This window comes from Rhodococcus sp. IEGM 1305, assembly GCF_030058635.1.
GTDB classification, from domain to species: domain Bacteria; phylum Actinomycetota; class Actinomycetes; order Mycobacteriales; family Mycobacteriaceae; genus Rhodococcus_F; species Rhodococcus_F opacus_D.
Genome location: NZ_JASHKX010000015.1, coordinates 1 through 22,635, shown reverse-complemented (window position 1 = coordinate 22,635; position 22,635 = coordinate 1). Strand labels below are relative to the sequence as shown.

At 66.4% G+C, this 22,635-nt stretch carries 21 protein-coding genes; 5 read left to right on the top strand and 16 right to left on the bottom strand.

Annotation, left to right across the window (positions count from 1 at the left end):
* Nucleotides 1-119: 119 nt before the first annotated feature.
* Nucleotides 120-293, top strand: a complete 174-nt coding sequence (locus tag QM693_RS20800; RefSeq protein ID WP_005262874.1) for a hypothetical protein — start codon at nt 120-122, stop codon at nt 291-293.
* 33 nt (nt 294-326) lie between these two features.
* Nucleotides 327-1,874 carry an alpha,alpha-trehalose-phosphate synthase (UDP-forming) gene (locus QM693_RS20795; protein WP_105412841.1) on the top strand — a complete coding sequence of 516 codons (1,548 nt, stop codon included), beginning with the start codon at nt 327-329 and terminating at the stop codon, nt 1,872-1,874.
* On the opposite strand, the gene QM693_RS20790 is transcribed toward QM693_RS20795, so the two are convergent.
* The 14 genes from QM693_RS20790 to QM693_RS20725 all read right to left on the bottom strand — a co-directional run bounded on the left by QM693_RS20790 (nt 1,844) and on the right by QM693_RS20725 (nt 15,636).
* Nucleotides 1,844-2,854: an NAD-dependent epimerase/dehydratase family protein gene (locus QM693_RS20790; protein WP_283330558.1), complete on the bottom strand. Its 1,011-nt coding sequence runs from the start codon at nt 2,852-2,854 to the stop codon at nt 1,844-1,846. The genes QM693_RS20795 and QM693_RS20790 overlap by 31 nt on opposite strands.
* A gap of 88 nt (nt 2,855-2,942) precedes the next feature.
* Nucleotides 2,943-3,767 carry a nuclear transport factor 2 family protein gene (locus QM693_RS20785; protein WP_283353322.1) on the bottom strand — a complete coding sequence of 275 codons (825 nt, stop codon included), beginning with the start codon at nt 3,765-3,767 and terminating at the stop codon, nt 2,943-2,945.
* Nucleotides 3,768-3,769: 2 nt separating this feature from the next.
* The gene (locus tag QM693_RS20780) at nt 3,770-4,288 is read right to left on the bottom strand and encodes an Rv1363c family protein (protein WP_283353321.1); all 519 of its coding nucleotides are present in this window, start codon (nt 4,286-4,288) and stop codon (nt 3,770-3,772) included.
* Nucleotides 4,285-5,019 (bottom strand): Rv1363c family protein, encoded by a 735-nt coding sequence (locus QM693_RS20775; protein WP_283353320.1) that lies wholly within the window; start codon nt 5,017-5,019, stop codon nt 4,285-4,287. Before QM693_RS20775 ends, QM693_RS20780 begins: the two co-directional genes overlap by 4 nt.
* Complete coding sequence (locus tag QM693_RS20770; protein ID WP_283353319.1) at nt 5,016-6,431, bottom strand: MCE family protein; 1,416 nt, start codon at nt 6,429-6,431, stop codon at nt 5,016-5,018. The genes QM693_RS20775 and QM693_RS20770 overlap by 4 nt, the downstream gene beginning before the upstream one ends.
* The gene (locus tag QM693_RS20765) at nt 6,428-7,657 is read right to left on the bottom strand and encodes an MCE family protein (protein WP_283330554.1); all 1,230 of its coding nucleotides are present in this window, start codon (nt 7,655-7,657) and stop codon (nt 6,428-6,430) included. The genes QM693_RS20770 and QM693_RS20765 overlap by 4 nt, the downstream gene beginning before the upstream one ends.
* Complete coding sequence (locus tag QM693_RS20760; RefSeq protein ID WP_280778855.1) at nt 7,654-8,946, bottom strand: MCE family protein; 1,293 nt, start codon at nt 8,944-8,946, stop codon at nt 7,654-7,656. The genes QM693_RS20765 and QM693_RS20760 overlap by 4 nt, the downstream gene beginning before the upstream one ends.
* Nucleotides 8,943-9,998, bottom strand: a complete 1,056-nt coding sequence (locus tag QM693_RS20755; RefSeq protein WP_280778856.1) for an MCE family protein — start codon at nt 9,996-9,998, stop codon at nt 8,943-8,945. The genes QM693_RS20760 and QM693_RS20755 overlap by 4 nt, the downstream gene beginning before the upstream one ends.
* Nucleotides 9,999-10,000: 2 nt before the next feature.
* Complete coding sequence (locus QM693_RS20750; RefSeq protein ID WP_283353318.1) at nt 10,001-11,023, bottom strand: MCE family protein; 1,023 nt, start codon at nt 11,021-11,023, stop codon at nt 10,001-10,003.
* Entirely contained in the window at nt 11,020-12,195 is a 1,176-nt protein-coding gene (locus tag QM693_RS20745) for an MCE family protein (RefSeq protein WP_283353316.1), read from the bottom strand. The genes QM693_RS20750 and QM693_RS20745 overlap by 4 nt, the downstream gene beginning before the upstream one ends.
* Before the next feature lie 12 nt (nt 12,196-12,207).
* Nucleotides 12,208-13,059 carry an MlaE family ABC transporter permease gene (locus tag QM693_RS20740; RefSeq protein WP_005244538.1) on the bottom strand — a complete coding sequence of 284 codons (852 nt, stop codon included), beginning with the start codon at nt 13,057-13,059 and terminating at the stop codon, nt 12,208-12,210.
* 20 nt (nt 13,060-13,079) lie between these two features.
* Nucleotides 13,080-13,844 (bottom strand): MlaE family ABC transporter permease, encoded by a 765-nt coding sequence (locus QM693_RS20735; protein WP_016884001.1) that lies wholly within the window; start codon nt 13,842-13,844, stop codon nt 13,080-13,082.
* A gap of 578 nt (nt 13,845-14,422) precedes the next feature.
* Nucleotides 14,423-15,340, bottom strand: a complete 918-nt coding sequence (locus tag QM693_RS20730; RefSeq protein ID WP_283353315.1) for a 3-oxoacyl-ACP reductase — start codon at nt 15,338-15,340, stop codon at nt 14,423-14,425.
* 104 nt (nt 15,341-15,444) lie between these two features.
* Nucleotides 15,445-15,636 carry a ferredoxin gene (locus tag QM693_RS20725; RefSeq protein ID WP_005262894.1) on the bottom strand — a complete coding sequence of 64 codons (192 nt, stop codon included), beginning with the start codon at nt 15,634-15,636 and terminating at the stop codon, nt 15,445-15,447.
* Between the two features lie 247 nt (nt 15,637-15,883).
* On the opposite strand from QM693_RS20725, the gene QM693_RS20720 reads away from it, so the two are divergent.
* The 3 genes from QM693_RS20720 to QM693_RS20710 are packed head-to-tail and all read left to right on the top strand — an operon-like array spanning nt 15,884 to nt 19,765.
* The gene (locus tag QM693_RS20720) at nt 15,884-17,065 is read left to right on the top strand and encodes an acyl-CoA dehydrogenase family protein (RefSeq protein ID WP_054245864.1); all 1,182 of its coding nucleotides are present in this window, start codon (nt 15,884-15,886) and stop codon (nt 17,063-17,065) included.
* A 10-nt stretch (nt 17,066-17,075) separates the two neighbouring features.
* Nucleotides 17,076-18,197 carry an acyl-CoA dehydrogenase family protein gene (locus QM693_RS20715; RefSeq protein ID WP_283353314.1) on the top strand — a complete coding sequence of 374 codons (1,122 nt, stop codon included), beginning with the start codon at nt 17,076-17,078 and terminating at the stop codon, nt 18,195-18,197.
* Nucleotides 18,194-19,765 (top strand): long-chain-fatty-acid--CoA ligase, encoded by a 1,572-nt coding sequence (locus tag QM693_RS20710; protein ID WP_283353313.1) that lies wholly within the window; start codon nt 18,194-18,196, stop codon nt 19,763-19,765. Before QM693_RS20715 ends, QM693_RS20710 begins: the two co-directional genes overlap by 4 nt.
* A gap of 41 nt (nt 19,766-19,806) precedes the next feature.
* On the opposite strand, the gene QM693_RS20705 is transcribed toward QM693_RS20710, so the two are convergent.
* Together QM693_RS20705 and QM693_RS20700 are read right to left on the bottom strand one after the other, a co-directional pair.
* Nucleotides 19,807-20,922 carry an NAD(P)H-dependent flavin oxidoreductase gene (locus tag QM693_RS20705; RefSeq protein ID WP_005262901.1) on the bottom strand — a complete coding sequence of 372 codons (1,116 nt, stop codon included), beginning with the start codon at nt 20,920-20,922 and terminating at the stop codon, nt 19,807-19,809.
* Nucleotides 20,923-22,575: an acyl-CoA synthetase gene (locus tag QM693_RS20700; protein WP_283353369.1), complete on the bottom strand. Its 1,653-nt coding sequence runs from the start codon at nt 22,573-22,575 to the stop codon at nt 20,923-20,925. It lies immediately after the preceding gene.
* Between the last annotated feature and the right edge of the window lie 60 nt (nt 22,576-22,635).

The window sequence follows — 22,635 nt, the reverse complement described above, 5'->3', positions numbered from 1 at the left end:
CAGACCCTAACTAGATGAACCCTAATCGATGGGCAACTAGCGTTGACATGCCCGGTTCTCATAGAGTCGCCGATACGAACTACTGCGCGTGACGCAGCAGCAAGCCCGAGAGGACAAAGATGGCCGCGAAGACGACCGCCGAAAACGACATCGCGGACGAGGATCTCGAACCCCTAGCCGACGAGACCGCCCGCCAGGCGCAGCGCGTTGTCGCTGCATACGCCGAAGATGCCGACGAGTGCAGGATGCTGCTCTCCATGCTCGGAATCGGACCCACCAGCAAGCTCGACTGAGAATTTCATCCACTTCGACTGCGAAGGAAGCCCGTGGCTGCCAGTTCGGAATCGTCAGCATCGTCATCACGCTCGACTTCTGATCCTGTTTCCGGGCAAGCCGACTTCGTCGTCGTCGCGAACCGACTCCCCGTCGACCTCGAACGCCTTCCGGACGGCACCACGCGCTGGAAGCGCAGCCCCGGTGGCCTCGTCACCGCGCTCGAGCCGATCCTGCGCCGCAACAAGGGCGCATGGGTCGGCTGGGCGGGGGTCGCGGACGCCGAGCTCGATCCCGTCGTCGAGGACGACCTGGAGCTCTACCCGGTTCCGCTGAGCGCCGCGGAGATCGCCGACTACTACGAGGGCTTCTCCAACGCCACCCTCTGGCCGCTGTACCACGACGTCATCGTCAAGCCCGAGTACAACCGCGACTGGTGGAACGCGTACGTCGAGGTCAACCGGCGCTTCGCGGAGGCCACGTCGAAGGCGGCCGCGCACGGCGCCACGGTATGGATCCAGGACTATCAGCTGCAGCTCGTTCCGAAGATGCTGCGCATGCTTCGCCCCGACCTCACCATCGGATTCTTCCTGCACATTCCGTTCCCGCCGGTGGAACTGTTCATGCAGATGCCGTGGCGCACCGAGATCATCGAGGGCCTGCTCGGCGCCGACCTGATCGGGTTCCACCTCCCGGGCGGTGCCCAGAACTTCCTCTACCTGGCCCGCAAACTCGCCGGTCAGCAGACGTCCCGCGGCAACGTGGGCGTGCGCTCCAAGCTCGGCGTCGTGCAGGTGGGATTCCGCACGGTGCGCGTCGGCGCGTTTCCGATCTCCATCGATTCGGGGCAGCTGGACGAACAGTCCCGATCCAAGTCGATCCGGGACCGCGCCAAGAAGATCCGCAAGGAACTGGGCAATCCCAAACACATCATGCTCGGCGTCGACCGCCTCGATTACACGAAGGGCATCGACGTCCGCCTCGCCGCGCTGCACGAGTTGCTCGACGAGCAGCGCATCGACCCGGCCGACACGGTGATGGTGCAGTTGGCCACGCCGAGCCGCGAGCGGGTCGACAGCTACGTGCAGATGCGCGACGACATCGAACGCAAGGTGTCGCGGATCAACGGCGAGTACAGCGAGGTCGGCAGGCCGGTGGTGCACTACCTGCACCGGCCGATCCCCCGCGAGGAGCTGATCGCGTTCTTCGTCGCCGCCGACGTGATGCTGGTGACTCCGCTGCGTGACGGCATGAACCTCGTCGCCAAGGAGTACGTGGCGTGCCGCAGTGATCTCGGCGGCGCACTGCTGCTCAGCGAGTTCACCGGCGCGGCCGCCGAACTCCGTCAGGCGTTCCTGTGCAATCCGCACGATCTCGACAGTGTCAAGGACGCGATGGAGCAGGCCCTGGGCCAGCCGAAGGAGGACGGCCGACGCCACATGCGGGCCCTGCGCAGGCAGGTCCTCGCACACGACGTCGACCGGTGGGCCAGGTCCTTCCTCGACGCCCTCGCTCACGGCGGCGCCGCCGGCCCCGCGCTGATCGCGCCCGCCGAGGCTTCCGAGTCCGACTACAACGAGGACGCGACCGGGGAGAACTGACCTCCCCGGCTCAGCTGACCGGACGTCACCAGGAAGCCGACGAAGTCGCGGATCGTCTCGTCGGCGGGACGCGGAACGTAGCCGAGTTCGGACCGCGCCTTGGAGCCGTCGATGACGGGCGCCGCGAGCAGCGCCGACATCGCCGACCGTGACAGAACGTCGGATCCGAACCGGGCCCCGATCGGTTCGGCGATCGGCAGCACGCGTTCGATGACGCTGAGTGGGAACGAGTACAGCGGCCCCCGACGACCCGCCGCACGCGCAGCCCTCCTCACGGCATCGTGCATGCCGAGCATGTGCCCCGAGATCAGGTAGTTCTCACCGGTCCGGCCCTTTTCCCCGGCGGCGATCAGTCCGGCGGCGACGTCGCGGACGTCGACGAAGTCGAAACCGCCCTGCACCGCCGCGGGAACCCGGCCGCGAGCGGCGTTGCGCAGCAATGCGTTCACCCGCGACAGTCCGTAGTCGACGGGCCCGTACACCCCGGTGGGATTGCAGATCACCGCATCGAGCCCGGCCTCGACCACTTCGCTGAGTTCGATCTCGCCCGCCCATTTGGACCTGTCGTACACCGGGATCGACGCGTCGACGGACCGGGGTGAGTTCTCGTCGAGCGTTCCGCCGCAATTGCTCTGATCGAAGGAGTGCACGGAACTGCAATGCACCATCCTCCGAACACCCACTGCGAGAGCGGCTTCGGCGACGGTACGCACGCCCTTGGTGTTGACGGTCCAGGCGAGGTCGTCCTTCTGAGCGAGGGTGATCATCGCGACCAGGTGGTAGACCACCTCGGCGCCGTCCAGCGCCCGCTTCATGGATTCGACGTCGAGTACGTCGGCATTCACCCACGTGACCCCGTATTCGGGTGCGTACCGGGAACGCACGCGGTCGATTGCGGTCACCTCGTGCCCAGCCTCGACCAGCAGATTCAGCAGATTGTTGCCCACGAATCCCGCGGCGCCGGTTACTGCAACCTTCATCGACGACTCCCCGTTCGGTTGTGGCCAGGCGACGCAGCGTCGTGCGTCGGCAATCGGCCAGGAGACCCCGACAGTACTAGAACTTGTTTCATTTTGTGAAGGGGGTGACTGCCTCGACGAACATCCGCACTCGTGCGATCTCGTGGGATCGGTGTGCGAACTCCAGCAGGGCCACACCCTCCCACCCGGCAGCGCGCACGGATGCCGTCACGGTACGCCCCGCCACGATCATCTTGCTCCACTGCAGGTCACGGAGACTGTCCGCGAAGTGAGTGGGCGAGAGCCGGGCACCCGTCGACAACTCGAGAACCGCACCGGGAGCAAGCCTCTCCGACATCGCGGCCGCGTCCTGACGCCGGACGGCGACCAGAAATCCGGTGGCGGCATTCCTGCCCGGACGCCCGACGGTCCGCAGGCCTCGCACGAAACCTGTTACACCGAGAACGCCCTGATTCGCGAGAAGTTGCGGTGCCAGCTTCACCGACGCCGCCGCGCCCCGCCACCCCGCCGCGGCCAACTGGGCGATCATCACGGACAGTTCCCAGTGCGCATACAACCCGTCGACGGCCACGACACCCGACTCCGCCACCAGGTCGTAGCGCAGGTGCATCGGCACCGTCAGCACCACTCCCGTCGACATCCGGGTCTCGAGGTCGAGGTCGCGGACCACGGTCATTCCGCAGACCACGTCCCGCTTCACATGGAATGTGATCGAATTGGGGGCGATGAACGTGTCGTAGAACCGTTCGATCGCCTTCGTGCCGACGTGTGGCCGCGAGCCCACCGGGTCGTTGACCCGAGCGCCGTCCGAGAACAGCCCGACCCACGCGGCGCGGTCGTGCACCGCGACCGCGGACGGTGAACGCCCCACGGCAGCAAGGAGTTCCGCCACGGTCGGCGTGGAGTCCGGCACCGCTACACCGGGGTCAGCTGATCGACGAGCCAGCGGTCGTCGACCTTCTGCAGCGACACCCGCACGCGGCTGCCCGACGTCCGGGCGTCGGGAGCGTCGGCACTCGTCGTCGTCTGGTTGAGGTACAGCAGAACCACCGCCTCGTCGGGTGTGGTCGACACGGGCGCCGCGGCCTGCACCGACACCTGCACGGTGAGTTGCTTCTCCTTGGCGCCCGGCGCGATCGTTTCCTGCACGAGCGTGGTGTAGTCGTCGCGGAACGAACCGGTGAGTCCGTCTGCGGCAGACGCCAACTGGTTGTCGACGTCGGCGAAGTCGTACGCCAGCATCGCGACGGCCTGCTTGCCCGCGGCGTCGACGGCCTCGGTGCGCGCCTGCTCCGCGAGTTGGTCCTGCCGGTGGTCGTACCAGAGGAAACCCACCACCACCGCGAGCGCGACCACCACGACGGCGGCCGCGATCTTCAGCGCTGTCTGCTTGGTGACGGAGAACTTTCGCTTGTCTTCGTTGTTGTCGGTCATGGGACGAACTCCACCTTCGATGCGGTCAACTTTCCGTCGACGTCGCTGACGGTCACTCGCATTCGGAAGTCGCGCGGTGAGGGTTCGGGCTGTTCCTTGCTGCTGACCATCGTCCGCGCGGCCACAAGAACGTTCGCCGAGATCGAGGTCTCGCTCCCATTCTCGACACCGGCCTCGACAACCTGGCCCTCGGTAGTCACATTCGCATCCCGCACGACGCCGACGAACGGATCCTCACGGCCCTGGAACTCTTCGAGGAACTGACCCGACGCGCCGGCGATGATCCGGTCGACGTCTTCCTTCGCGGTCTCGGGATGGATGGTTGTCAGGTTGAGCACCGTCTGCCGGGCCGTGTCGACGAAGGCCTGACGGCGGTCGTCCCGTTCCCGTGCGGACTGTTGGTCGAGCAGCAGGACCACCGCCGCGACGACCAGTGCGACGACGACCACCGCGGTAACACCCCACGCGAGCAACGACTTCAGGGGACGACGCTGCTTCGGCGCGTCGGGCGCCGGGGACGCGACCTTCGCCGTCGACACCTTTTCCGCCTCGGGCGCGGCGTTCGCGTCTGCCGGCTTGGCCAGGACCACCGGCTTCGGGGCCTCGGTCTCCCCCACCGGCGGGCCGGCGTGCCGGACCGCCCTGCGCCTGCTCCGGTCCTTCGCCGCGGAGCTCTGCTCGGTCGCCTGCTCCGCGGAGTCGGTTGCGCGCTCGTCTGTGCTGGAACTCAAATCTGCTGACCTGTCATCATCGTCTGCCACGTCGAGTCCTTTCCCTGCACCGCCAGATCCGGTTGGGTGTACGTCTTTCCATCCGAACCAATGAAGCTACCGGTGGCCGGGTCGTAGGGCACGGCCGCGACCGGTGCACCCGCGGCGCCTTCGTAGGAACTCGGAACGGCTGTGTACGAGGGTACATCCGGCGGCATGATCGGCCCGTACGGCGGGTTGTTGCCCGACGCCTCCCAGCCCTCGCGGCACGCCTCGACCGTCGGCGCGCGACGTCCCGGGAACTCCATGCACGGCAGGTTCCGCGCGCCGCGCACCACGGCCGGATCGTCCGGAGCAGCCTTGCAGTACAGGTCGTTCGGTGTCGCGATCGGGTCGGTCTGATCTCCCGACCGGCGCTGCTCCGGCGGCAGGAATCCCGTCGTGCAGGCCGGCGGGTCGTGCAGTTGCAGGGCGAAGTCGACGATCGCGCCGTCCTCCACCGGCCCGCCGGTCGCGGCCGTCACGAGCGCCGCGGTCAGGGGTGGGTAGATGACCAGCACCTGTTCGATGCTCTTGTTGTAGATCACCCCGACCTGGCCGACGCTCACCAGATTCCGCAGAAGAATCGGCAGTGTCGGCTGCAGGTCCTGGAACAGCCGGGTGGCTTCCTGCGCCGTTCCCGGGCCCTTCTCCAGCACCGACCGCAGGCTCGGGTCGCTCGCCCGCAACTGGTCGGTGAACGTCACCAGGTCCTGGGTCCACGACCGGATGGCGTCGCTGCTGACCACCTGGGTGTCGAGCAATGGGCCGACCTGGTCGATCAGGGCCTTCGTCGCGTCGCTGTTCGCATCGGCCTCCTCGACGAACAACCGAGCCGAGTCGATGAGCCGCTGCAGGTCGGGGCCCGATCCGTTGAACGCCGTGAACGCCTCGTCGATCACCGTCTGCAGCCTGGTGTCCGAAATGCTGGCGAGCAGTTCGTCGGCATGGTCGAGCATTTCGCCGACGTCCTGCGGAATGGTGGCCCGGTCCAACGGGATCACGTCGCCGTTCGCGAGGTACGGGCCGTCGGCCTCGGCGGCGCCGTCCCGGGGAATCAGATCGACGTACTGCTCGCCGACCGCCGACACGCTCTTGACTGCCGCGTCGACGTCGGCCGGAATCTTGTAGTCGCTGTCGAGTGACATCTTCGCTTCCACACCGTCGCCGGTGAGCGTCACGTTCTCGACGACACCGATGTTGGTGCCGCGGTAAGCGACATTGGCGTGCGAGTAGAGCCCACCGGTGGACGGCAGTCGGACGCTGACCTCGTAGCGCCCGACGCCGAACAGCACCGGCACCTTCACGTACTGGATCGACATCACCACGAGCCCGATGACGGTGAGAATCGAGAAGATGATCAGCTGAATGCGAACGAATCTCGTCATTCTCATGGTGTCGGCGCCCCTCCCAATTGCGGCGGAAGGCCCGGGATCTGCGGCAGTCCGGGTATCTGTGGAAGACCCGGAATCATCGGCGGTGCGGGTGCCGGCTTCGGAGCCGGCTGCAGGGGTGCCTGCAGGGGATTGCCCGACTGTCCCGCCACCCCGGCGAGCGATCCCACGGCGCCCTCGACGCCGCCGAGCGATCCGCCGAGGCCGGTTCCGGTCAGGAAGTTGCTGTCGACGCGTTCGTTGGTCATGTCGATCGTCATCATGAGGTTCGCGTAATCACCCTGAATCGCCTTGTCCATCGTCTTCATCGGGAACGGGTACGTGAGCATCAGGGTCAGCACCTCGGTCAGCGCGCTACCCGAGTTGGCGAGTTCACGCAGCACCGGTGTCAGGTTTGCCAGGTTCGCTTTCAGTTCCTCGCCGCTGTTCTCCACGAGACGGGAAGCGGTGTCGCTGAGCTTGCCCACCTCGACCAGCGCGGTGGTGAGGTTCTGCCGTTGGGTGACGAGCACTTCCAGCGCGGGCGGGATGCCGTCCAGCGCCGCGTCCAGGGTGGCCTTCTGCTCGTTGACGGTGCCCGCCAACCGGTCGAGTCCCTCCATCGCGCCGATGATGTCGCCGCGCTGCTGATCCAGGCTCGTGACGAGCTGGTCGAGCTGCGGGAGAAGATCCCGGATCGAGTCCTCCCGGCCACCCAGTGCGGCGTTGAGTTCCTGGGTGATGTCGTGGATCTGGGCGATGCCGCCACCGTTGAGCACCACCGACAGTGACGACAACGTCTGCTCGGTGGTCGGGTAGGCGCCCGCCCGCTCGATGGGGATCACGTCGCCGTTCTCGAGCCGGCCTTCGGGCTCGGCGTCGGTCGGCGGAGCCAGTTCGAGGTGCTGCGAGCCGAGGAGGCTGGTCTGGCCGATCTTGGCCGTCGCATTGGCAGGCAGTTGGACGTCGCCGTTGATCGAGACGGTGACCAGTGCATGCCAGTCCTGCACGTCGATGCCCGTCACCGAACCCACCGTCACGTCGTTCACGCGGACCGGCGAGTTCTGCGACAGCGTCGTGACATTGGGCATCTGGATCTCGACCGTGTACGCGTCGTCGCCCTGTCCCTCGGTGCCCGGCAGGGGAAGCGAGTTCAGCCCTTCCCACTCGCACCCGGTCAGGGTGAGGGACAACGTGATCGCCACAGCCGCGATGGCGCCGCGACGCAACCGTGTGCGCTTCGTCATCGCCCACCTCCCGGCTGCAGCAGATCGTTGAGGTCCTTGGGCACGGCGACGGTCGGCATCCCGGCGAGGGCCCCGGTCATCGGCGGCGCGGACCGCGGGGGTACGGAGGCCCCGAGGCTCGGCGGCGTGAATTCGATCTGGTCGGGGAATGCGTTCACCCCCGTCGTCGGGTTGGTGAGGATGGGCAGGTAGTTCGCCGTCAGCGAGTTCAGGACCGGCGACAGGTACTGCGTGCACAGGTCCGCGCTTCGGTTCGCCTCATTGGCCTGCAGGCTCTGGATGGCACCGCACATGAAGTTCACCGGGTTCCCGAAGTTCGCCATCGCGACCGCACCGACCAGTGATCCCTGCGCCGGCTTGTAGATGTTGCTGAAGTTGGCCAGCGCCGTGGGCGCGACGTGGAGCACCTGCTCGATCTGCGGCCTCTTGTCGGCGAGCACCTGGGTGGCGTCGGCCAGGCGGCCGACCTGCTCGCTGAGGCTTGCCCGGTTCTCCACGACGAACCGGTTGACGTCGCCGAGTGCGAGGTCGAGATCGTTCAGCGCGGTTCCGAGTTCGTCGGAGTTGGTGGCGAGCATGTTCGACACCGACGCAAGCCTGCCCTCGAACTGGACGATCTGCTCGTTGCTCGACGACAGTGCGGCCACGAACGTCTGCAGGTTGCGGATGGTGGAGAACAGGTCGGTCCGGCCGTCGGACAGGGTCCGCATGGTCTCCGACAGTTCCCGCAGCGTGTTCCGCAACGACTCTCCGTTGCCGTCGAGATTGTCGGCGGCGGTGTCGATGAACGTGCCGAGCGAGCCCTGCGGATCGGCGCCCTGCGGTCCGAGCGCCTCCGACAGCTTGTTCAGCTCGGTCTTGATCTCGTCCCACTCCACCGGGACGGCGGTGCGCTCCACGGGGATGCTCGCGCCGTCGCCCATCGTCGGCCCACCCGCGTAGACGGGTGTGAGCTGCACGAACCGTCCCGACACCAGGCTGGGTGCGACGATGACGGCCTTCGCGTCCGCCGGGATGTCGACGCTCTTCTGCACGTTCATCGTGACCCGTGCGAAATCGGCACCGGGCTCGATCGAGTCGATCGTCCCCACCTTCACACCGAGGACGCGGACGTCGTCGCCCGAATACAGCCCGGTGGTCGTCGGGAAGTACGCGGTGATGGTGTTCTGGAAGAGCTTGGGCACGAACATCACTGCGGCGCCCACGATCAGCACCACGACGACCGCGGCGACGCCGCCGCGGATCAGCCACTTCTTCCGCGTGTTGGTGATTTCCGGGTTCGTCGTCATCGCGGCGGTTCCCTCAGCTCGATGGACGGACCTGTCTGCAGGTAGGCCTGGAGGTCGTTGGGGAGGTGCTCCGGCCACGTCACCGCGTCGCTGAGCCCCTGGAACAGGTTGCCGATGCCGATGTTGTAGACGTACGCCATGAAGAACGGACCGCTACCGACCGATTCCCCGAGCTGAGTGGCGTACGGCGCGAGGCCGTCGAGAGCCTGCGAGATGTTGTCCTTGTTCCGCTGCAGGACGTCGACCACCGAGTTCAGCTTGTCGAGCGTCGGTTTCATCTGCTCCTCGTTGTCCTGGACCAATCCCGTGAGCTGCCGGGACACCGCGGAGATGTTGACGATCAGCTGGCTGATCGCCGTGCGGCGACGGTCGAGCTCACCGAACAGCTGGTTCCCGTCGACGATCAGCGAGTTGATCTGCCCGCTGCGCTCGGCGAGGATTCCGGTCACGTTCTCGGCACGCGAGAGCAGCTGTCGCAGCGTCTCGTCCCGCGAATTGATGCTCTCCGACAACCGGGTCAGGCCGTCCAGTGCGGTGCGCAGCTCGGGCGGTGTGTTCTCGAGAGCGCCGGACATCGCGTTCAACGCGTTGTTGACCTCGTCGGTGTCGAGCTCGGACACGGTGTTCGACAGGTCGCCGAGCGCGTCGTTGAGGGAGTACGGAGAGTTGGTGCGTTCCAACGGAATCGTCGACCCCACCGGCATCGTCTCGTACCCGAGCGGGGTGACGGCCAGCGACTTGCGCCCGAGAACGGTGTTGGTCTTGATGTTCGCCTCGGTGGCGTCGCCCAGGACGATGCCGTCCTCGATCGTGAACCTGACGAGCACGTGCTGCTCATCGAGTTCGACCTCGGCGACCTTCCCGACGTCGACGCCGGCGAGCGTCACCGCGTCGCCGGTCATCAGCCCACCCGCGTCCTCGAAGTAGGCGGAGTACTGCGTTCCGCCCGAAAGGAATTGCAGCTGATCGTATTGCAGGGTCGCGATCACGATCATGCTCGCGATGGCGACACCGATGATTCCCACCTGTACGGGATTACGTTCGCTCTTCATGGCTACGGTGCGCACCTCCCTGCCGTCTGACCGCCCGGCATGTTGAGGAGCAGATCCGATCCGTCCGGGCCGGAGAACTTGAACTTGACCGTGCAGACGTACATCTGGAAGAAGCTGCCGTACGTGCCGATACGGATGAGCCTCCGGTAGGCGTCGGGCAGATTCTGGAGCACCCAGTCGAGGTCGTCCTCCCCCGCCTGGAGCTGAGTTGCGGTGCGATTGGCCTCGGCGATCGTGCTCTGCAACGGTGGCCGCGCACCTTCGAGCAGATTCGCGAGATCGCCCGTCGCCCCGGCGATGCGGGGAATGGCGTCACCGATCTGGTCGCGGTCCTGGGACAGCCCGCTGACCAGCTGCTGCAACTGGTCGAGCGTCGACCGGAACTGATCGCCGCGGTCGTTGATGGTGCCGAGCACCTGGTTGAGGTTCGTGATCACCTCACCGATCAACTGGTCCCGGTCGGCGAGGGTGTTCGTGAACGAACTCGTGCTGCCGAGGAGCGAGACGAGGGTTCCGCCCTGCCCCTGGAACACCTGGACCAGCGCCTGGGACAGATCGTTGACCTGCTGCGGGTCCAGTGCCCGCAGCAACGGTTTGAACCCACCCAGCAGAAGGTCGAGATCGAGTGCGGGAGAAGTGTTCTCGACGGGGATGGATCCGCCCTCCGGCAGGGGTTCCACCGATCCGGTGCCTTCGAGAAGTTCCATGTACCGGTCGCCGACGAGGTTCTCGTACCGCACCGTGGCCTTGGTCCCGTCGAACAGCGAGTACTTGGTGTCGACGGTGAAGTCGACGTCGGCGAGGTTGTCGTCGTCGATGCTCACCTTCTCGACGGCGCCGACGGGAACGCCGGCGATGCGCACCTTGTCGCCGGGCTTGAGGCCGGACACGTCCGTGAACGTGGCGTGGTAGCCGTCGGAGCTGCTGAACCGGTACTGGCTGAACACCAGGGCGAGTCCGGCGAAGATCACCGACATCACCGTCGCGAAGATCAACAGCTTGACCGTGGTCGCTCGCACTGTCACTGCCCACCCTGCCCGGGGTACACACCCGCGAACAACAGCTGGAACACCTTGGGCAGGTGCACCTGGACTTCCGTCGACGGCACGAACGGCACCGTTCCGGTGTCGGCCACGACGAAGTTCGCATGCTTGCTGAGATCAGGATTGGGAAGACCGTGGCAGTTCGGCCCACCTGTCGCATTCACTTTCGGCAGGTCCTTCGGATAGGTGTACGGCTCCTGCCCGTACATGAAGCTGGCGCTCAGCGCGATGCCCGGCTGATTGCCACCGATGAGCTGTTCGGCGAGGGGGATCACATTGTTCAGGCCGACGATGAAGCAGGAGATCTCGGGCGAGTACTCGGCCAGCAGATCCGTCGTCGGGAGCAACAGGTCGAGGGAGGAGTTCAGGTTCTGCTCGTTCTCGGTCAGTACGGTGTTGGCCGTGTCGGCCAGCCCGGTGACGTTGAGCAGCACGGCATCCAGGTTGTCCTGTTCGTCGACGACCGTGCCGCTGGTGGCCGTCGCGTTGTCGAGCACTCGCAGCAGATCCGGTGCGGTGTCGGCGTACACGTCGGTGACCTGCGCGGCCTTTGCGAAATCTTCCTGCAGCTGAGGCAGACTCGGATTCATCTTCGCCAGGTAGCTGTCGCTCTGCTCGAGCAGGGCGCCGAGTTCCTCGCCGCGTCCGCGCAGCGCCGACGAGATGGCCCCGAGGGTGGCGTTGAGCTTCTCCGGCTGTACCTGGGCCAGCACGTCGGACAGGTGCTGGAAGACCGTGTTGAACTCGACGGTGACGTTGTCGGACGCGATCACGTCCCCTGCCTGCAGAGGGGTGGACGACGGGTTGTCCGGCATCACGAAGTTGACGTACTTGGCGCCGAACACGGTGGTGGACTTGATCTCCACGGTGGCGTTGGAGGGAATCAGCGACATCATGTCGGGATACATCGCCAGTTTCAGCTCGGCGCCGTCCGTCACGTGTTCGATGGAGCCGACGCGGCCGACCTCGACACCGAGGAGCTTGACCTTGGCGTCGGGTTCCATCACCAGCCCGGAGCGATCCGACGTGACGGTGACGGGCGTGGTCTTGCTGAAGGTTCCGTTGAACATGGCCAGTGACACACCGATGATCGCGAGAAGACTCACCACGAGGACGAGTGCCGCGAGCTTCTTCTTCCCACCCGAATCAGTCATCTACCGGCACTCCTATCCCGAAAGGTTGAAGTTGCCGGACCCGCCGTAGATGGCGAGCGAGATGAGCAGGGTGACGGTGACGACGGCGATCAGCGAGGAGCGCACCGCGTTGCCGACGGCCACACCGACGCCGACCGGACCGCCCGAGGCGTTGAAACCGTAGTAGGTGTGGATGAGCATGATCGCGATCGCCATGACGATGGCCTGCGCGAACGACCACAGGATGTCCGTGGGTATCAAGAACGTCGAGAAGTAGTGGTCGTACACGCCGGACGACTGGTCGTACAGCACCACCGTCGCGAACCGGCTGGCCATGAACGACGCGATCACCGCCAGGGCGTACAGCGGGATGATGGCGATCATCCCCGCCATCACACGTGTGCTGACCAGGTACGGGATCGACGGGATCGCCATCGTCTCCAGCGCGTCGATCTCCTCCGAGACGCGCATGGCGCCGAGCTGGGCGGTGGAGCCGGCGCCGATGGTGGCCGCCAGCCCGATGCCCGCGATGACCGGCGCCGCGATACGCACGTTGATGAAGGCCGCGAAGAAGCCGGTGAGGGCCTCGACGCCGATGTTGCCGAGCGAGCTGTAGCCCTGTACCGCGATGGTGCCGCCGGTGAACAGGGTCAGGAAGCCGACGATGACGACCGTTCCGCCGATTACCGCGAGCGCACCCGTGCCCATGCTGATCTCGGCGATGAGCCGCAGCGTCTCCTTCGGGTAGTGCATCAGGGCGCGGGGAGCCCATCCGATGGCACGCGCGAAGAACAGCGCCTGCTCACCGAGCCGGTCGATCGAGCGGGACGCCGACGCGAACCGTTTGCGAGTTCGGGGAAAGCGCCCGGCCGCCGCTAGTGCCATCTACTCCACCACCATGTCGATCACCCTGCCGTCAGCTTGATGCCGACGGCGGTGACGAGAACGTTGACCACGAACAGGGCCATGAACGAGAACACGACGGTCTGGTTGACGGCGTCACCGACGCTCTTCGCGCCACCCCTGACGTTCAGGCCGAGGTAGGCGGCGACGAGACCGGCGATCATGCCGAACAGACCGGCTTTGACTTCCGAGATCACGAGCTCCCCGAATCCGGTGAGCAGGGTGATGCCGTTGACGAACGCACCCGGGTTGACGTCCTGGATGTAGACCGAGAAGACGAAGCCGCCGAGGATGCCGATGGTGCAGACCAGCCCGTTGAGCAGGAGCGCCACGGCGGTCGACGCCAGCACTCGTGGCACGACCAGGCGGTGGATCGGATTGATGCCCAGCACCCGCATCGCGTCGATCTCTTCGCGGATGGTGCGGGCGGAGAGGTCTGCGCAGATGGCGGTGGCGCCTGCACCCGCCACGATGAGCACGGTGACGATGGGGCCGACCTGGGTGACGGTGCCGAGAGCGGCGCCGGCGCCACTGAGGTCGGCGGCGCCGATCTCGCGGAGGAGGATGTTGATCGTGAAGCTCACCAGGACGGTGAACGGGATGGCCACCAGCACGGTGGGCACCATCGAGACCCGGGCGACGAACCACGCCTGGTCCACGAACTCGCGACGCTGGAAGGGCCTCGAAAAGACTGCCCTCAACGTTTCGCCCGACATCGTGAAGAACCCGCCGACCGCACGCAACGGCACCTCGAGGAGGTCTACCATCCGTCCTCCTCGTCCATGATCTCGCCCAGCACCGACTGTCAGTTCGAGCCCAGCCCCCCAGCGGTCTGTGACTCAGGTCATATTAACTAGAACGTGTTCACCTGTCAAAGGTGGTCGCTCATCAGCATGAATCGTCCCACATTCAGCACGTCCCGAGGGCCGAATTCGACCGAAACGCCGGGCGTGTCTCCGCCCGATCGGATCCGCCGATTCGCGCCGAGCGAGAAGGCCGAGGCGTGGACTTAAGAGGTTATAGCACAAGAACTTTGAGCGAATTTCGTCACGTACCGACGACCGTCGAAATCGTCGCCGGCCTCGGTTCCGGGCGACCGCGTGAGGAGGCAGGCCCAGGGAGTCGCCGGACCAGCTGGGCACGCTCCATCGAACTGCTCGACGACAGCAGAACTAGAACACGATCTAGTCATATCCGGCACACCACTCGAACACCCTCCACGGTCACCCGGCCCCCCGTTCCGCCGCTCTTCAGTTGCCTTCAGTATCGCCCATCCCGGAGGCATTACCTGCGGAAACGATACGGAAACCACCTTCGTGTCGGTTCTTCGGCCCCAGGACGCAGATCAGCCCAGTTCGCGTAGCGCCGCGGAGGCCGAGAACATCGCGGCAGGATCCCGATCCCCGAAGTAGTTCCCGAGCTCCGCCGCGAGCGCGCCGGGTGTCCACCGACCGTCCGCGGCGTCGAAACGCCGCTCCACGACCGGTGCCGCCATCAACGCCACCATCGGGCCGTAGACGACGAAGACCTGGCCGTTCACGGAGTCGGCGGCGGGCGATGCGAGGTACGCGACGAGCGCGGCCACGTGCTCGGGCGACAACGGGTCGACCCCCTCGGCCGGCGCCTCTCCGAAGACGTTCTCCGTCATCGACGTGCGGGCGCGGGGGCAGATCGCGTTGGCTCGGACGCCGTACCGGGACAGCCCACGGGCCGCCGACAGCGTGAGCGCCGTGATGCCTGCTTTGGCGGCGCCGTAGTTCGCCTGCCCCTCGGGGCCGAGCAGTCCCGCCTCGGACGAGGTGTTGACGATGCGCCCGTATACCGGCGCACCGGCCTCCTTGGACTTGCCCCGCCAGTACGACGCGGCTGCGCGGCACAGCAGGAAGTGGCCGCGCAGATGAACCTTCAGCACCAGGTCCCAGTCCTCGTCGGACATGTTGAACAGCATGCGATCCCGCGTGATGCCCGCATTGTTCACCAGGATGTCGAGGCTGCCGAGCCGGCTCTGCGCCGCCTCCATGATCGCGTCGGCGGTGGACCGTTCCCCGATGTCGCCGGCCACGAACTCGACCTTCGCGCCCAGGCCCCGGATCTCCTCGAGCGTGGCCTCCACGGCGTCGTTCGCAACCAAGTCGTTGACGACGACGGACGCACCCGCGCGGGCCAGTGCGATCGCCTCGCACTTCCCGAGGCCGGATCCGGCGCCGGTCACGACGGCGACCTTGCCGTCCACGTTCACATCGCGGTCAGCCACAGCATTCATGAACACGCTCTCCTGGTTCTGTGCACTCGCCGCAGGTCGCGAACCACGACACGGCGGTAGGTCGACGTCACTGTAGAACGTGTTCTCATTCCGGGCAACAATCCTCAGGGGTGCTCGGTGAGCGCGGCCCTCGGACACTGGGCGATCGCCGTACGCACGTCTTCCTCCCGGTCAGCGGGAGGAACGGCACTCGAGATGTGCAGCTGATCGTCGTCGTCGAGCTCGAAGATGTCGGGTGCGATCCCCACGCACACACCATTGGCCTCGCAACGGTCGAAATCGACTCTGACCTCCATGGCAACCCTCACTTCTCCTCGTCTCGTCACTCGCGGATCCGGGTGCCGCCGGGCTGCGGCGCACTCCGTTCCTGCGATAACACTAGAACCTGTTTCAGTCGTGTGCAATGATTCGTTCCACGACTGCGAGCACGCCTACCGGGCACGCTCCGGGGCCGGCCGGGGCCGACTCCGCGAATGCACCGCAGAGACTGGAACCTGTGCCAGATTTCAGCTGATTCCGCTCTCGGACTGGAGAGGTATTTCGATGCACATCACCTACACACCGCAGCAGCAGCAGCTGCGGGAAGAGCTGCGCGCGTACTTCGCGAAGCTGATGACGCCGGAGCGTCGAGAGGCACTGGCCGCCACCACCGGCGAATACGGCGAGGGCAACGTCTACCGCGACGTCGTCGCTCAGATGGGCAAGGACGGCTGGCTGACGCTCGGGTGGCCCAAGGAGTACGGCGGCCAGGAACGGTCGGCCATGGAGCAGCTGATCTTCACGGACGAGGCCGCCATCGCCGGCGCCCCGGTCCCCTTCCTCACCATCAACTCGGTGGCGCCGACGATCATGCACTTCGGCACCCCCGAGCAGAAGGCGTTCTTCCTGCCCAAGATCTCGGCCGGCGAACTGCACTTCTCCATCGGCTACTCCGAGCCCGAAGCGGGCACCGACCTCGCCAGCCTCCGGACCACCGCCGTCAAGGACGGCGACGACTACGTCATCAACGGCCAGAAGATGTGGACGAGCCTGATCGCCTACGCCGATTACGTGTGGCTGGCGTGCCGCACCGATCCCGAAGCCAAGAAGCACAAGGGCATCAGCATGCTGATCGTCCCGACCACCGCCGACGGCTTCTCGTACACCCCGGTCCACACGATGGCGGGTCCGGACACGAGCGCCACCTACTACCAGGACGTTCGGGTTCCGTCGTCCGCGCTGGTCGGCCCCGAACACGGCGGCTGGGCACTGATCACCAATCAGCTCAACCACGAGCGCGTCGCCCTGACCTCCGCCGGGCCGGTCCTCACCGCCCAGCGTGAAGTGCGCGAATGGGCGCAGAACACCAAGTTGCCGGACGGGCGCCGCGTCATCGACCAGGAATGGGTGCAGATCAATCTGGCCCGGGTCCACGCCAAGGCCGAGTACCTCAAGTTGATGAACTGGGAGATCGCCTCGTCCACCGACCACGCGCCGGGCCCGGAGGCGGCGTCGGCCAACAAGGTCTACGGCACGGAGTTCGCCACGGAGGCGTACCGGCTGCTGATGGAGATCCTCGGGCCTTCGGCCACGCTGCGGCAGAACTCCCCCGGTGTCCTGCTGCGCGGGCGACTCGAACGGATGCACCGGTCGTCACTGATCCTCACGTTCGGCGGCGGAACCAACGAGGTGCAGCGCGACATCATCGCCATGACCGCCCTCGGCCTGCCCCCCGCGAAACGTTAGGACTACGACAATGGACTTCACCCCCACCGAGGCCCAGCAGGACCTGGCCGGCCTCACCCGAGGAATCGTCTCGGACCTCGTCACCAACGACCGTCTCCGTGAACTCGACAACGCGGAGGACCGCCTCGATCGCCGCCTGTGGTCCGCGCTCGCGTCGTCCGGTGTCCTGAGCGCCGCGCTGCCGGAGTCGGTGGGCGGCGACGGTTTCGGCGTCCTCGAGCAGTGCAGTATCCTCGTCGAACTGGGCCGCGCCGTCGCGCCGGTGCCCTATCTGTCGTCGATCGTGATGGCGGCAGGCGCGATCGCGAAATACGGGACCGAGCAGCAGCGGTCCGACTGGGGTACTCCGGCCGCGTGTGGAGAGAAGATCCTCACCGTCGCCCTCGACGAGGAACTCAACGACACTCCGGGTGCGCCCGTCACGCGTGCCGAACGCGGCGCGGACGGCTGGACCCTCGACGGCACCAAGATCGTCGTCGACGCGGCACCGTCCGCCGACCTCTTCCTGGTCCCGGCAACTACCCCGGACGGTGTGGCCGTCTTCCTCGTCCGCCCCGACGACGCCGGAGTGACCGTCACCCGCCAGCAGACTGTCGACCTGGCCAGCACCGGTGAGGTGACCCTCCACGGAGTGTCGCTGGCCGAGGACCGCGTGCTCGGCGCCGTCGACCAGGGCGGCGAGATCGTGGACTGGCTCGTCGAGCGCGGCTCGCTCGGCGCCTGCGCGTACCAGTACGGCGTCCTCGACGAAGCCCTCAAACTCACTGCGGCCTACGCCCGCGAGCGGGTGCAGTTCGGTCGGCCCATCGGCAGTTTCCAGGCCGTGGCCCAGCGACTCGCCGACGGCTACATCGACGTGAAGGGCGTCCGGCTCACGCTGTGGCAGGCGGCGTGGCGGCTCAGCGAGGGCCTGCCCAGCGAAGGCGACATCCAGACCGCCAACTTCTGGGCGTCTGACGCCGGACACCGGGTGGCCCATACCCTCGTCCACGTCCACGGTGGCGTCGGACTCGACGAGGACCACCCCGTGCATCGGTACTTCCTCGCGGCCAAGGCACTCGAATTCCGGCTCGGTTCGGCCACGCAGCAGTTGCGGATCCTCGGCGCCGAACTGGCCACCGTCCCGGCATGACCGCCACGCTTGCGCGCACGGTATCGGACCTGCTCCTGGGCGTCTCGAAGTCCGACGCCCAGGGCCTGTACTTCGAGGACCGGTTCCTGTCGTGGTCCGAACACGTACGCGCGAGCCTGCGGCGCGCGGCTGTCCTCGACGACCTGCTCGATGCACAGCGGCCCCGGCACTTCGGTGTGCTGATGGACAACGTCCCCGAGTTCTCGCTCCTCGCCGGAGCGGCGGCGCTGTCCGGCGCCGTCCTCGTGGGGCTCAACACCACTCGACGCGGAGAGGCGCTGGTCCGCGACATCGCGCTGGCCGACTGCCAGGTGGTCTTCACCGAATCCGGGCGGTCTGCGCTGCTGGACGGTCTCGACCCTCGGGTTCCCGTCGTCGACGTGGATTCCCCCGCGTGGTCCGCCCTGCTCGCCGGCGAGCGCCCCGAATTCACGCCGAGGGCCGCCGCGGCCGAAGACCTGTTCATGCTCATCTTCACGTCGGGCACGAGCGGCGATCCGAAGGCGGTGCGCTGCACCCACGCGAAGATCACCGGCCCCGGCATCATGCTCGCCGAACGCTTCGGCCTGACCCCGGACGACGTCGTCTACATGTCGATGCCCATGTTCCATTCCAACGCCATGATGGCGGCGTGGTCCGTGGCGCTCGCGGGACACAGCTCGATTGCGCTGCGCCGCAAGTTCTCCGCGTCGAACTTCCTGTCCGACGTGCGGAAATTCGGCGTCACGTACGCCAACTACGTCGGAAAGCCGCTGTCGTATGTGCTGGCTACCCCGGAAATGTCCGACGACGCCGACAACACCCTTCGGGTGATGTACGGCAACGAGGGGTCCGCGCCCGCGGTCGCGGCGTTCGCGCGCCGCTTCGGCACCGCGGTGGTCGACGGATTCGGCTCCACCGAGGGCGGTGTCGCCATCTCCGGCAGCCCCGAGGCGCCGGCAGGTTCTCTGGGCAAGCTCCCCGAGGGCATCGCGATCCTCGACCCCGAGACCGGCAGCCCCTGTCCCCCGGCCGAATTCGATTCCGCCGGCCGGGTGCTCAATGCCGAGGCCGCGACCGGCGAACTCGTCAACGTCGCCGGATCGGGGGCGTTCGCGGGCTACTACAACAATCCCGAGGCCGACGCCGAGCGGATCCGCGACGGCAAGTACTGGAGCGGCGACCTCGCGTACCGGGACGCCGACGGGTTCGTGTACTTCGCGGGACGTAGTTCCGGATGGTTGCGCGTCGACGGCGAGAACATCGGTTCGGCGCCCATCGAACGCATCCTGATGCGGTACGACGGCTTCGCCCAGGTGTCGGTGTACGCGGTGCCCGATCCCGACGTCGGGGACCGGGTGATGGCGGCCGTCGTCCCGACGCGTGACTTCGATCCCGTGGCCTTCACACGCTTCCTCGACACGCAGTCCGACCTTGGTCTGAAGCAGCGCCCGAGTCTGATCCGGGTGTGTGCCGAGTTCCCGCGGACCGCCACGTTCAAGGTCCTCACCCGCGTGTTGAGCGCCGAGGCCGCCGAGTGCACCGATCCAGTGTGGGTCCGCGAGGGAACCGGCTACTCCCCCAGGTGAGTGGCAAAGTGTGCTGACGCATACTTTGCCACTCACATCGGCTATCGGAAGCTGTCGAGGCGGGACACCGCCGAGTCGAAGCCCTTGACGAGTTCGTCCATCACCTCGGCCACCGGACGGATCTCGTTCATCCGGCCGACGATCTGTCCCACCGGCATCGCGACGACATCCGGGTTCTCCGACGCGGCGATCCGCTGATGTGCCTCGCTGACCAGCAGATTCTGCAGCGGCATCGGCAGCGGTGCCGGCGCGTCCGGCTTCGACCAGGCGTCGGTCCACTTGGTCTTGAGCAGGCGCGCGGGCTTGCCCGAGTAGATCCGGGACCGCACCGTGTCGGCGGACGTCGCACCGAGCAGGGCGCGCTGGATCGCCGACGGCCCCTCGGACGACGCGCTGCCGAGTTTGTACTCGGAGGTGGTGAGCCAGTACGACCCCATCCACACCCCCGCCGCCCCCAACGACAGCGCAGCAGCGACCTGGCGTCCACTGCCGATACCACCGGCCGCGAGGACCGCGGCGGAATCACCGATGGCATCGACGATCTCGGGAACCAGCACCATCGACGCGATCTCACCGGTGTGCCCACCGGCCTCGTACCCCTGCGCGATGACGATGTCGACACCGTTCGCGACGTGCCTGCGCGCGTGCTCCACGGCGCCGGCCAGCGCGGCCACCGGAACGCCCTTCTCGTGGGCCTGGTCGATGACATCCTTCGGCGGTGAACCGAGGGCGTTGGCGATCAACGCAATTCGATGATTCAGGGCGACGTCCACATGCGAGCGCGCCACCGAGTGCAGCCAGCCGAGCACACCGGTCGCGTGTTCGGCGCCCGAATCCAGTGGCGGCACCCCCAGCTCGGCCAGGGTCCGGTCGACGAACGCGCGGTGTTCGGCGGGGATCAGCGACTCGAGGTCCACCGACGTGCCCTCGGTGGGAACCTTGGCGGGCATCACGATGTCGACGCCGTACGGCTTGCCGTCGGTGTTCTCGTCCATCCACGACAGGACGGCCTCGAGTTCCTCGGGGTCGTTGAACCGGACGCAGCCGAGCACACCCAGACCGCCGGCCCGGGAGATCGCCGCGGCCACGTGCTCGGAGGGAGTGAACCCGAAGACCGGGTACTCGATGCCGAACTTCTCGCTCAAACTGGTGTGCATTTACGCGCCTTTGCTTTCGGGCGAGCCGTTGCCGTTGTGGTCGTCGGCCGGTCGGGTCTCGGTTTGTTCCTTGGCCCAGCGGTAGTCGGGCTTACCCGCCGGCGAGCGCTTGATCTCGTCGACGAACCAGAGGCTGCGCGGAACCTTGTATCCGGCAATCTCCTTGCGTGCCGCGTCGGCGATCTCGTGCAGGCTCGGGCGCGCCCCGCCTCGAGCCTGGATAACGGCGGCGACCCGCTGGCCGAACCGTTCGTCGGGGATGCCGACCACGATGGCGTCGAAAACATCGGGATGCGACTTGAGCGCGCCCTCGACCTCCTCGGGGAAGATCTTCTCGCCGCCGCTGTTGATGGACACCGACCCGCGACCGAGCATCGTCACCGTGCCGTCCGCCTCCACCTGCGCGAAGTCGCCGGGGATGGAGTAGCGGATGCCGTTGATCTCCTTGAACGTGGCTTTGGTCTTCTCTTCGTCCTTGTAGTAGCCGATGGGGATGTGCCCCTTGCGCGCCAGGATGCCGATCACGCCGGAGCCGGGTTCGACCGGGTTGCCGTCCTCACCGAGCACGGAGGTGGACGCGTCGATCTTCACCGTCGGGCCGCCGCCGTGCGAGTCACCCTTCGCGACCACGCTGAGGCCGCCGAAACCGGTCTCGGACGAACCGATGGAGTCGGTGATCATCCGGTTGGGCAGCAGTTCGAGGTACTTCTCCTTGATGCTGGGCGAGAACAGCGCCGCCGAACTCGCCATCAAGAACAGCGAGGACAGGTCGTAGGGCTCGCCGCTCGCCTTGTCGCCCTCCACCAGCGCGTCGAGCATCGGTCGTGCCATCGCGTCGCCGGTGATGAAGATGAGGTTGACCTTGTGCTGATCGACGATCCGCCACACGTCGTGGCCGTCGAATTCGGGGTGCATCACGCACTTTCCGCCGCCGAACAGACTCTGGAACACCGCCCACTGGCTGCCGCCGTGGATCATCGGCGGGATCGGGAAGCGGGTCATGCCGGGGCTCTCGGCGCCCAGCTTCGCGAGGTCCCACTCGTCCTCGACGTATTCACCGGTCATGAAGTTGATGCCGCCGCCGAGCACCCGCCAGACGTCCTCGTGACGCCACATGACGCCCTTGGGTTTGCCGGTGGTGCCACCGGTGTAGAGCATGTACAGGTCGTCGCCAGTGCGCTCGCCGAAGTCGCGGTCGGGGGAACCCTTCGCGAGTGCGGCCTCGTATTCGATGCCCTCGTAGTCGAGATCGGTGCCGTCCTCGACCACGACGGTGGTCTTCAGGAGCGGCGTCTCGGGGAGCACGTTCGCCACCTTGTCGGAGTAGCGGCGCTCGTGAACGAGCGCGACCATGTCCGAATTGTCGAAGATGTATTGCAACTCGTTCTCGATGTACCGGTAGTTGACGTTCACCATCACGGCACGGATCTTGAAGACCGCCACCATGGCCTCGATCGCCTCGATCGTGTTCCGGCAGTAGATGCCCACTTTGTCGCCGGGCTGGACACCCTGTTCGCGCAGGTAGTGGCCGAGGCGATTGGCCCTCTCCTCCATCTGCGCGTACGTCACTTCCCGGTCGTCGGACACCAACGCGACGCGGTCCGGAACGAGGTCGATTGCGTGCTCTACGAGGTCTGCGATATTAAGGGCCACGTCAACAAAGTAGAACGTGTTACCGTTTCTGGCAAGACCCAATTTGAGAGCCAGCTCACA

Excerpts from the sequence above, each read along its gene's own strand:
- QM693_RS20800 (WP_005262874.1), top strand. The coding sequence starts at position 120 with ATGGCCGCGAAGACGACCGCCGAAAACGACATCGCGGACGAGGATCTC.
- QM693_RS20790 (WP_283330558.1), bottom strand. The coding sequence starts at position 2,854 with ATGAAGGTTGCAGTAACCGGCGCCGCGGGATTCGTGGGCAACAATCTG.
- QM693_RS20780 (WP_283353321.1), bottom strand. The coding sequence starts at position 4,288 with ATGACCGACAACAACGAAGACAAGCGAAAGTTCTCCGTCACCAAGCAG.
- QM693_RS20770 (WP_283353319.1), bottom strand. The coding sequence starts at position 6,431 with ATGAGAATGACGAGATTCGTTCGCATTCAGCTGATCATCTTCTCGATT.
- QM693_RS20765 (WP_283330554.1), bottom strand. The coding sequence starts at position 7,657 with ATGACGAAGCGCACACGGTTGCGTCGCGGCGCCATCGCGGCTGTGGCG.
- QM693_RS20760 (WP_280778855.1), bottom strand. The coding sequence starts at position 8,946 with ATGACGACGAACCCGGAAATCACCAACACGCGGAAGAAGTGGCTGATC.
- QM693_RS20755 (WP_280778856.1), bottom strand. The coding sequence starts at position 9,998 with ATGAAGAGCGAACGTAATCCCGTACAGGTGGGAATCATCGGTGTCGCC.
- QM693_RS20745 (WP_283353316.1), bottom strand. The coding sequence starts at position 12,195 with ATGACTGATTCGGGTGGGAAGAAGAAGCTCGCGGCACTCGTCCTCGTG.
- QM693_RS20740 (WP_005244538.1), bottom strand. The coding sequence starts at position 13,059 with ATGGCACTAGCGGCGGCCGGGCGCTTTCCCCGAACTCGCAAACGGTTC.
- QM693_RS20735 (WP_016884001.1), bottom strand. The coding sequence starts at position 13,844 with ATGGTAGACCTCCTCGAGGTGCCGTTGCGTGCGGTCGGCGGGTTCTTC.
- QM693_RS20730 (WP_283353315.1), bottom strand. The coding sequence starts at position 15,340 with ATGAATGCTGTGGCTGACCGCGATGTGAACGTGGACGGCAAGGTCGCC.
- QM693_RS20725 (WP_005262894.1), bottom strand. The coding sequence starts at position 15,636 with ATGGAGGTCAGAGTCGATTTCGACCGTTGCGAGGCCAATGGTGTGTGC.
- QM693_RS20720 (WP_054245864.1), top strand. The coding sequence starts at position 15,884 with ATGCACATCACCTACACACCGCAGCAGCAGCAGCTGCGGGAAGAGCTG.
- QM693_RS20715 (WP_283353314.1), top strand. The coding sequence starts at position 17,076 with ATGGACTTCACCCCCACCGAGGCCCAGCAGGACCTGGCCGGCCTCACC.
- QM693_RS20710 (WP_283353313.1), top strand. The coding sequence starts at position 18,194 with ATGACCGCCACGCTTGCGCGCACGGTATCGGACCTGCTCCTGGGCGTC.
- QM693_RS20705 (WP_005262901.1), bottom strand. The coding sequence starts at position 20,922 with ATGCACACCAGTTTGAGCGAGAAGTTCGGCATCGAGTACCCGGTCTTC.